This window comes from Myxococcus sp. AM009, from assembly GCF_013372605.1.
In the GTDB taxonomy this organism is placed as follows: Bacteria; Myxococcota; Myxococcia; order Myxococcales; family Myxococcaceae; genus Myxococcus; species Myxococcus vastator.
The window spans coordinates 1-7,634 of the sequence record NZ_JABXEP010000248.1 but is presented as its reverse complement, the minus strand read 5'-3'; the positions used below and the strand labels follow the sequence as shown (position 1 = coordinate 7,634).

6 protein-coding genes and 1 pseudogene are annotated in these 7,634 nt (G+C 73.5%); all 7 read right to left on the bottom strand.

Annotated elements, in window-relative coordinates:
- Positions 1-1,075: BatA and WFA domain-containing protein (locus tag HV824_RS33860; RefSeq protein WP_176425113.1), on the bottom strand; the 1,075-nt coding region annotated here is incomplete at its 3' end.
- Positions 1,076-1,133: 58 nt separating this feature from the next.
- A complete protein-coding gene (locus HV824_RS33855; protein WP_176417989.1) occupies positions 1,134-1,982 on the bottom strand; it encodes a DUF58 domain-containing protein in 849 nt (282 codons plus the stop codon).
- A gap of 8 nt (positions 1,983-1,990) precedes the next feature.
- Positions 1,991-3,520 (bottom strand): ABC transporter permease, encoded by a 1,530-nt coding sequence (locus HV824_RS33850; protein ID WP_176425112.1) that lies wholly within the window; start codon positions 3,518-3,520, stop codon positions 1,991-1,993.
- Positions 3,517-4,503: an ABC transporter ATP-binding protein gene (locus HV824_RS33845; RefSeq protein WP_176425111.1), complete on the bottom strand. Its 987-nt coding sequence runs from the start codon at positions 4,501-4,503 to the stop codon at positions 3,517-3,519. Before HV824_RS33845 ends, HV824_RS33850 begins: the two co-directional genes overlap by 4 nt.
- A complete protein-coding gene (locus HV824_RS33840) occupies positions 4,500-6,245 on the bottom strand; it encodes a hypothetical protein (RefSeq protein WP_176425110.1) in 1,746 nt (581 codons plus the stop codon). The genes HV824_RS33845 and HV824_RS33840 overlap by 4 nt, the downstream gene beginning before the upstream one ends.
- The gene (locus HV824_RS33835; RefSeq protein ID WP_176417993.1) at positions 6,238-7,236 is read right to left on the bottom strand and encodes an AAA family ATPase; all 999 of its coding nucleotides are present in this window, start codon (positions 7,234-7,236) and stop codon (positions 6,238-6,240) included. The genes HV824_RS33840 and HV824_RS33835 overlap by 8 nt, the downstream gene beginning before the upstream one ends.
- Before the next feature lies 1 nt (position 7,237).
- Positions 7,238-7,634: pseudogene (locus HV824_RS33830) on the bottom strand (hypothetical protein); the annotation flags it as partial.

Genomic DNA, 7,634 nt, shown 5'->3' with positions numbered 1-7,634 from the left:
CTTCCGTCCCCGGCGGCCCCAGCACCAACACCCCGTCCGTCGCCGCGCCCTCCGCTCCGCGCGCCACCTCCGGCGACACCGCGAGGAACCGCTCCAGCGCGGTCTGCTCGGGAGCCCCCAGTCCCCGCGCCAACGCCACCGCGATGGGCCGCGTGGGCGCGGGCGGCAGCCGCACCAGACCGTCCTCGGGCAACGCGTCGTCCGGAAGCGACACCTCCACATCGCCCGCGCCCTGGAACGTCAGCCGGACCGTCGCGGTGCCCTCCTCCGGAAGGCGCACGCGCTCCACCCGCTCCGTACCGGCCTTCGCGCCGGCCCCTGGCAACGCGCGGACCCGAACGTCCACCTCCTCCGGCCCCTCCCCGAAGCGCGCCACCCGGAGCGTCACCGTGGCCGTGGGCCCGTCATCGCGCCGCTGCGCGGAGACCAGCGCCACGTTGCCTCGCGCATTGCCCAGCGCCGTCCACCGCACGGCCGCGGGCACCAGGGCTGCGTTCTCTGGTGGAACGTCCGTGAAGAAGGCCACGCGCCGCCCCGCCCCCGCCAGCTCCTGCGCCCAGATGAGCGTGGGCATCGGGTCATGGTCCGCGCCCCGCGCCTGGAAGGACTCCAGCGCGGCCAGCGCTCGGGAGGGCTCCGCCTCCGGCCCCGCGAGCATGCGCGGCGTGCCGCCGCTGGCCAGCAGCGTCACCTGCGTCGCCTCCTCCAACTCCACGCGCGCCGCCGCCTCGCGCCGCACCTGCTCCAACACCGTCACGCCGTCCGGCCCGCGCGCCGACATGGACAGGCTCCCGTCCACCACCAGCACCAGGTGCCGGGCCCGCGCGGCCTCCCCCCACCGCACGTCCGCCAGGAAGAGCGCGGCGGCCACCACCGCCAGCACCTCCAGCAGCAGCGAGGCCTCCCGCGTGAAGCGCTCCCAGCGGGGCCCCGCCTCGGCGCGAGGACTGGGCCTGCTCCACAGGAAGAGCGCGCTCACCACCACCGGCTTCTGCCGGCGCCGCAGGAAGTACGCCGCCACCAGCGGCACGAGCGCGCCCAGCGCCAGCAGCCCCCACGGGAAGCCAAAGCTCATGTGTCACCGCCCACGGCCTGCCCCTGGCGCGAGGCAACGTCGTCCACCCAGCGCCCCCTCACGACGCACCCGCCGCGAGGAACAGGGGCCGCAACGGCCCCGCGACCAACGCGCCCAGCCCATCCTGCGCCCGCGCGGTGAGCAGCGCTCCGCGAGCACGCAAGGCCGCGCCCCGCAAGCCGCGCTGGTGCTCCGCGAAGCGGCGCGTGTACGTGGCCAGCACCTCGTCCGTCAGCAACTCCTCCAGCGCCGCGCCGCTCTCCGAGTCCACCAGCCGGGCCCCATCCCCACCCGCGGGGTCCAGGTCCTCGGCGTCCAGCACCTGCGCCAGGAAGAGCCCGGACGCGCCCCGCGCCAGCCGCGCGCACAGCGCCGGCAGGTCCGCCTCGAAGAGGAAGTCACTCACCACCACGCGCAGCCCACACGGCCGCAGCGGCGGCAGGCGCCCCAGCGACTCCGGCAGCCCGTCCCGCGCGTCGAAGTCCGCCGCGTCCAGGGCCGCCCGGCACGCCTGCCCCTGCGCACGCTCCGGCCGGGCGCCGGCCACCATCAACGTGGGCGTCAGCCCCTGCCGCGCCGCCACCTCCGCCGTCAGCAGCGCCACCTCCCGCGCGCACGCGGCCTTGCGCGGGGACAGCGCCATGGAGCGCGAGCCATCCAGCACCACCTCCACGCGCGGCGACACCTCATCCTGGCGGATGCGCAGCACGAGCTCTCCCGTGCGCGCCACCGCGTTCCAGTCCACCTGCCGCAGGTCATCTCCGGGCTGGTACGCGCGGAAGTCATGCAGCTCCAGCGCGCTGCCCGCGGACGTGGCGCGGACCTCCCCCAAGAGGCCCCGGTGGGGGCCCCTGGGCAGCGCCAGGGCCAGCCCCGGAACCAGCCGCGCGACGGCGGAGGCGTCCATCCGCTCGCTCACGACGCGTGGGCCCGCCGCTCACGCTCCACGAGCATCCGGTCCGTCCCGAAGGCGGCCACCAGCGCCAACCCCACGACGGCGCCCAGCAAGTCCCAGGACATCTTCGGCCCGGACGCCCCGTAGTCGTACGTCGCGAAGTTCGCGATGCCCACCACGGGGTTGAAGAGGTTGAGGACAGGGTCATCCCCATCGAACCCCATCAACACCGCCAGCAACGGAGGCAGCGCCGAGGCCAGCGCCACGGAGGCCACGAACATCAACCGCACCGCCGCGGGCGTGGCCAGCCGGTCCGGGCGCACCTTCCGCCCCAGCCACACCGCCAGCGACAGGAAGAGCACTCCGTACGCCGGCAGCGCCAGGGTGGCCATCCGCAGGGAGAGGCCCTTCAGCGGCAGGTCCGAGGACCCCACCTGCAAGCCCCAGAACAGCGCGCCCCAGGCGCCCAGCAGGAACACCATCCAGCGGAAGCCTCGCAGCGCGCCGGGCCGCAGCACGGACCAGGGCCGGGTTGCCGCGCGCAGCGGGCGCGCCTGTCCATCCACGTCCGCCACCACGAACATGCCCACGCCTATCAGGTGGACGCCGCCCAGGAGCGCGAACATCTCCGGCACCGTGTGCGCGCGCCCCATCAGCCACCAGATGCCGATGCCGGCGAGCATGCCCACCAGCACCTGCACCCCCACCGCGCGACGCGGCCCCCGCGTGTAGTCCTCCGTGGGCAGCGACAGCCGGGACGCCGCGGCCTCGAAGAGCAGCCAGCCATCCATGAGCATCAGCAGCAACACGAGGACCACCAGATAGAGGAGGTCCGAATCACGCAGGAACCGGTCGCCCATCTCCGATATCGCGAAGGCCGCGCCCATCCCCTGCAACAGCGCCATGCCCAGCGTGCCCAGCAAGCCGAAGTGGACGAAGGCACGCCCCATGCGGCCGTCGGCCAGCGTCGCCGCGCACACGCTGGCCACCGTGAGGAACACGAGCCACGCGCCGCCCAGCGCCAGCACCACCAGAATCGTGGGCAGCGCGATGCCATTGAGGAAGTAGCTGAAGAGGAGGAAGGGCCCCGCCGCGGAGGCATACAGGGCCGCCTGCACCAGGAACGACGCCACCTTGCCCCGGAGGATGCGGCGCGGGCCCAGGCCGGTGAGCACCAGCAACACCCACGTCTCGTCCTCGCGCTCACGCGCCAACGAGCGGTAGGCGCTGTACGGGATGACGAAGAAGTGCGCGACCCCCAGGCAGATGAAGAAGGCGAAGAAGTAGCCCTGGCCGCGCCGCGAGGAGGCGCCCTCGCGCGTCTCCACGTAGGCCACCAGCGCCACCGCCAGGCACGCCAGCAGCATCAACCCGAAGCACACCCAGAAGACGCGCGTGCGCAGTCCCTGGCGGAGCTCCTTCACCACCAGCGGGTTGAGCCGGTCCCCCCACCGCTGAGACCAGGGCTCCGCGCCCATGACCCGGCCGCCGCCCGAAGCCGTCGGCTCCTGGGCCGGAGGGCTCATCGCCGTATCCACGGGCGCGCTCACGCCACCCTCCCCTTCGTCACCGTCATGAAGGCATCCTCGAGGTTCCGCTCCCGCGCGCTGAAGGCACACACGGGGAGCCCCGCGGACACCAGCGCCGCCAGCACCGCCGCCGCCGCCGCGTCCACCTGCGCGGGGCCCGCGCCCGCCTCCAGCTCCAGGCGCACGCGCAGCGACTCCCCCTCCCGCGCCACACGCTTCACGCGCGGCTGCTCCAGGAGCAACCGCTCCGCGCGCTCCCAGACGGCGTTGCCCGCGTCGCCCACGGCCAGCCGCACCGTCAGCTCGGGCGTCACCGCCGCGCCCGCCTCCTGCTGCTGGAGCAGGTCCGCCACCTTCCCGGTGGCCAGCAGACGCCCCTGCTCGATGATGGCGCAGGTGTCGCAAATCTCCGCCAGCTCCGTGAGGATGTGGCTGGAGATGATGACCGCCTTGCCCTGGTCCGCCAGGGCGCGGAGCAGCTCTCGCAGCTCGATGCGGGCGCGCGGGTCCAACCCGTCCGCGGGCTCGTCCAGCAGCAGCAGCGACGGGTCGTGCAGCAGCGTGCGCCCCAGCGCCACGCGCTGCCGCATGCCCTTGGACAGCGCGGTGGTGAGCCGGTCCGCCAGGGGGGTGAGCCCGGTGAACTCCATCACCGACTCCACGCGCTGCCGGCGCGCCGCGCCCTTCAGGCCATAGGCGCGCGCGAAGAAGTCCAGGAACTCGAAGACGGTGACGTCGTCGTAGGTGCCGTACCGGTCCGGCATGTAGCCGATGAGCGGACGCGCCCGGTCTGGCGCATCCACCAGCGAGTGCCCGTCCAGCAGCACCTCGCCCGACGTGGGCACGTCCAGCGTGGCCAGGATGCGCAGCGTGGTGCTCTTGCCCGCGCCGTTGGGCCCGATGAAGCCCAGGATGCTGCCCGCCTCCAGGCGGAACGACACATCATCCACCGCGCGCAGCGGCCCGTAGTCGCGCCGCAGCCCCTTCACCTCCAGCAGGCTCATGGCCGCCCCTCTTCCGACTGGCCTCGCACCAGGTGGACGCCGGTCTCCAACTCCACGTCAACGGCGGACGAGGGCGCCGGCCCCAAGCCCCCCAGCCGCGCGATGAAGCCCCCCTCCGGAAGCGGCGCGCGAAAGTTCTCCTCGCCCCCTGACAGACGCCCCTCGGCGAGCGACTGTCCCCCCACGCCGGACAACAACCGGCTCACCGGCGTCTCGCCCTCGGGCAGCGGCTCGCCCAGCGCCCCTTCCGCGCCATCCTCCAGCGCGGGCAACGCGTAGTGCTGGTTCCCCACCCGGACGTAGCCCTGCTCCAGCCGCGACCCCAGCGCGTTCTGGACGCGGACGCTGCCGCCCTCCTTTCGGACGACGAGCCGGGCGCGAGAAGGCAGCACGGCCACCTCGCCCCACTCACGGTAGGTCCGCGGCGGCAGGAAGCCATGCGTCACCGTCAGGCCGTGCGTCCAGTCCAGGTCCGCCAGCATCTCGTCGGCGTTGTCCGGTGCCAGCAGCGCGCTCGTCGCCGGGAAGCGCACCGGCCCCGCGGACACGTTGGCGTACCAGGCGGAGACGCCGAGCGTCACCGCGCGCGAGCGCTCCACGTCCAGCCAGGTGAGGCTGTAGCGCGCGGCGTGCACGGCGAAACCATCCACGAGCACCGACCAGGTCACGAGCGCCACACAGGTGATGAGCGATACCAGGGGCACCGCCACCAGCACCGCCACGGGCCCTCGGCGCCGCGCCAGCATCAGCCCACCCGGCCCCACCGCCAGCACGAAGGCGAAGATGAGCAGCAGGAACCGCCCCACCGGCGTGTTGGCATGCTCCAGCAGCGGCGCGACGCCCCCGGCGAGCAGGTTGCTTCGCTCCCACCGAGGCGCGTCCCCAGCGGGCTTCACCGGCCCCGGGATGACCTCCCCCAGCATCGCATTCAAGGTCCGCCCGCATTCGAGCGCGGCGCCACACCGCAGCACACGGCCAAAGCCATACGGCACGGCATCCCTGGAGCCTTCCTTGGGGAGTAACGGCAGACGGTCCGTCAGGCTGCTCGACACCTGTGGAAGGACGAGCCGCCCTCCCGTGAGGACGTACGCCTCCAGCACGGCCCAGACATCCGCGGGCACGGAAGCCAGGTCCCCCGGCACCATCACCACGGAGTGGCCCACGTAGCCGGACAGCTCCCTCGGCGCATCGCGCGGCTCGACGGTGCGCACAGAGAACAGCGGGCTGCCGCTCGCCTCCACCCGAGGCACCCCCGAGGTGTCGTCGAAGTCCTTGAGCGTCCCCAACACCAACACCGTCCCACCCGTGGAACGTTCCAGATAGACGGGGGCGTGGGCGAGGGGCGACAGCGAAGCCTGGCCGGGCGACCCCACCATGAGGCTCCCCGCTTGCACCTCCGCTGGCAGGAACAGCCAGGTGACGAGCCGCTGACGCGGCGCCACCTCCACCGTGCGCTCGGCGGTTCTCGGGCCTGAGCTCGAATGTCCCTGGAAGGTCAGACGGACCTGCAGGGGCACGGGCCCCGAGTTCTGGAGCACGACATCGAACGGGGTGTAGCCGCGCTCCGGCTTCAGCACACTGGGCCGGTGGGTGACGCGCAGGTCGCCGTGTTCCCGCGTATCGGTGGTTCCGGAAGCATCGCGGTACCCGTAGCCCGTGGGCTCGGCCACCGACGTCGCGACGGCCCGCGAGCCTCCCAGGACGCAGAGCAGGACACTGGCGGTCAGCACCGCGCTACGCACGCGGCACCTCGGGGATGGCCTGGAGCAGCGCGCGCACCACGTCCGCCGCGCTGACCTTCTCCAGCGAGGCCTCGTAGGCGAGCACCAGCCGGTGATTGAGGGCGGAGGGCGCCGCGGCCACCACGTCATCAAAGCCCACGTTGGGCCTGCCTCGCAGCAGGGCCAGCGCGCGCCCGGCCGCCGCGAGCGCGAGCGCCGCGCGAGGACTGGCGCCATACCGGACGAAGCGGCGCACGGCGTCGGGCGCCGACGGCTGGCGTGGGTCGGAGGCCTCCACCAGCCGGCCGATGAAATCCGCCACCGGGCCGGGCAGGTGCACGCGGTCCGCGGCGGCGAAGAGGCGGCCCAGACCCTCCGCGTCCAGCACCGGCGACAGCTCCGGCGGCGCGCCACGCACGCGCGTGGTGAGCAGCGCGCGCAGCGTCTTCGCGCCCACGGGGGGCACCTGGATGCGGAAGAGGAACCGGTCGAGCTGCGCCTCGGGCAGCGGATAGGTGCCCTCCAGCTCGATGGGGTTCTGCGTGGCGAGCACGAAGAAGGGGTCGGGCAACGGACGCGTCTGCCCCAGCACGGTGACGCTGCGCTCCTGCATGGCCTCCAGCAGCGCGGACTGCGTCTTCGGGCTGGAGCGGTTGATTTCGTCCGCCAGCACCAGGCTGGCGAAGAGCGGGCCCTCGCGGAAGACGAAGTCGCGGCGGCCGTCGCCTTCCAGCACGTAGGTGCCGGTGATGTCGCCGGGCAGCAGGTCGGGGGTGAACTGGATGCGGCGGAAGGGCAGCGACAGCAACCGCGCCAGCGCCTTGCACAGCTCCGTCTTGCCCAGACCGGGCAAACCCTCCAGCAGGACGTGCCCGCGCGCGAGCACCGCCACGACCACCTGCTCGACGACGGATTCCTGGTCCAGCATGACGGTGTTCAGCTCGTCCTTGAGCCGGGCCGCCACCTCCGCCGCTCCCTGTGCCTCGGCGGGACTGAGAAGCTCTGCTGCCACGTCATTGCCCCCTTCCAGACGACTCGCCACCAAAGTACCGCCTCACCATGTCCCGGTTGCGGGGAAGCAGCGGCGCCGCACCGGGCCCCGCCGTCGCATCACCACGCGCCTGGGTGCCCTGCGCGCCGCCAGGCCCGGCCGGGCCCGCGCGCCGCCGAGGGTCCGCGGCCCGGAGCCCCCAGAGCTCCTCGCCCTCGGCGCCCCCTTGCCCGGGAGGCAGCGGCTCGAAGGCGAGCCGCTCCGGGTCGATCTCCGCCTCGTCGCCAAAGACGAGCGGTTGGCTTCCGCCGCCGCGTGACACACCCGCGCCGCGCTGCACGCCCCGGCTCGCATGCCCCTGCTGGCCCGCGCCGGATTGCCCCTCGCCCTCGCCGGATTGCCCCTCGCCCGTGCCGGAT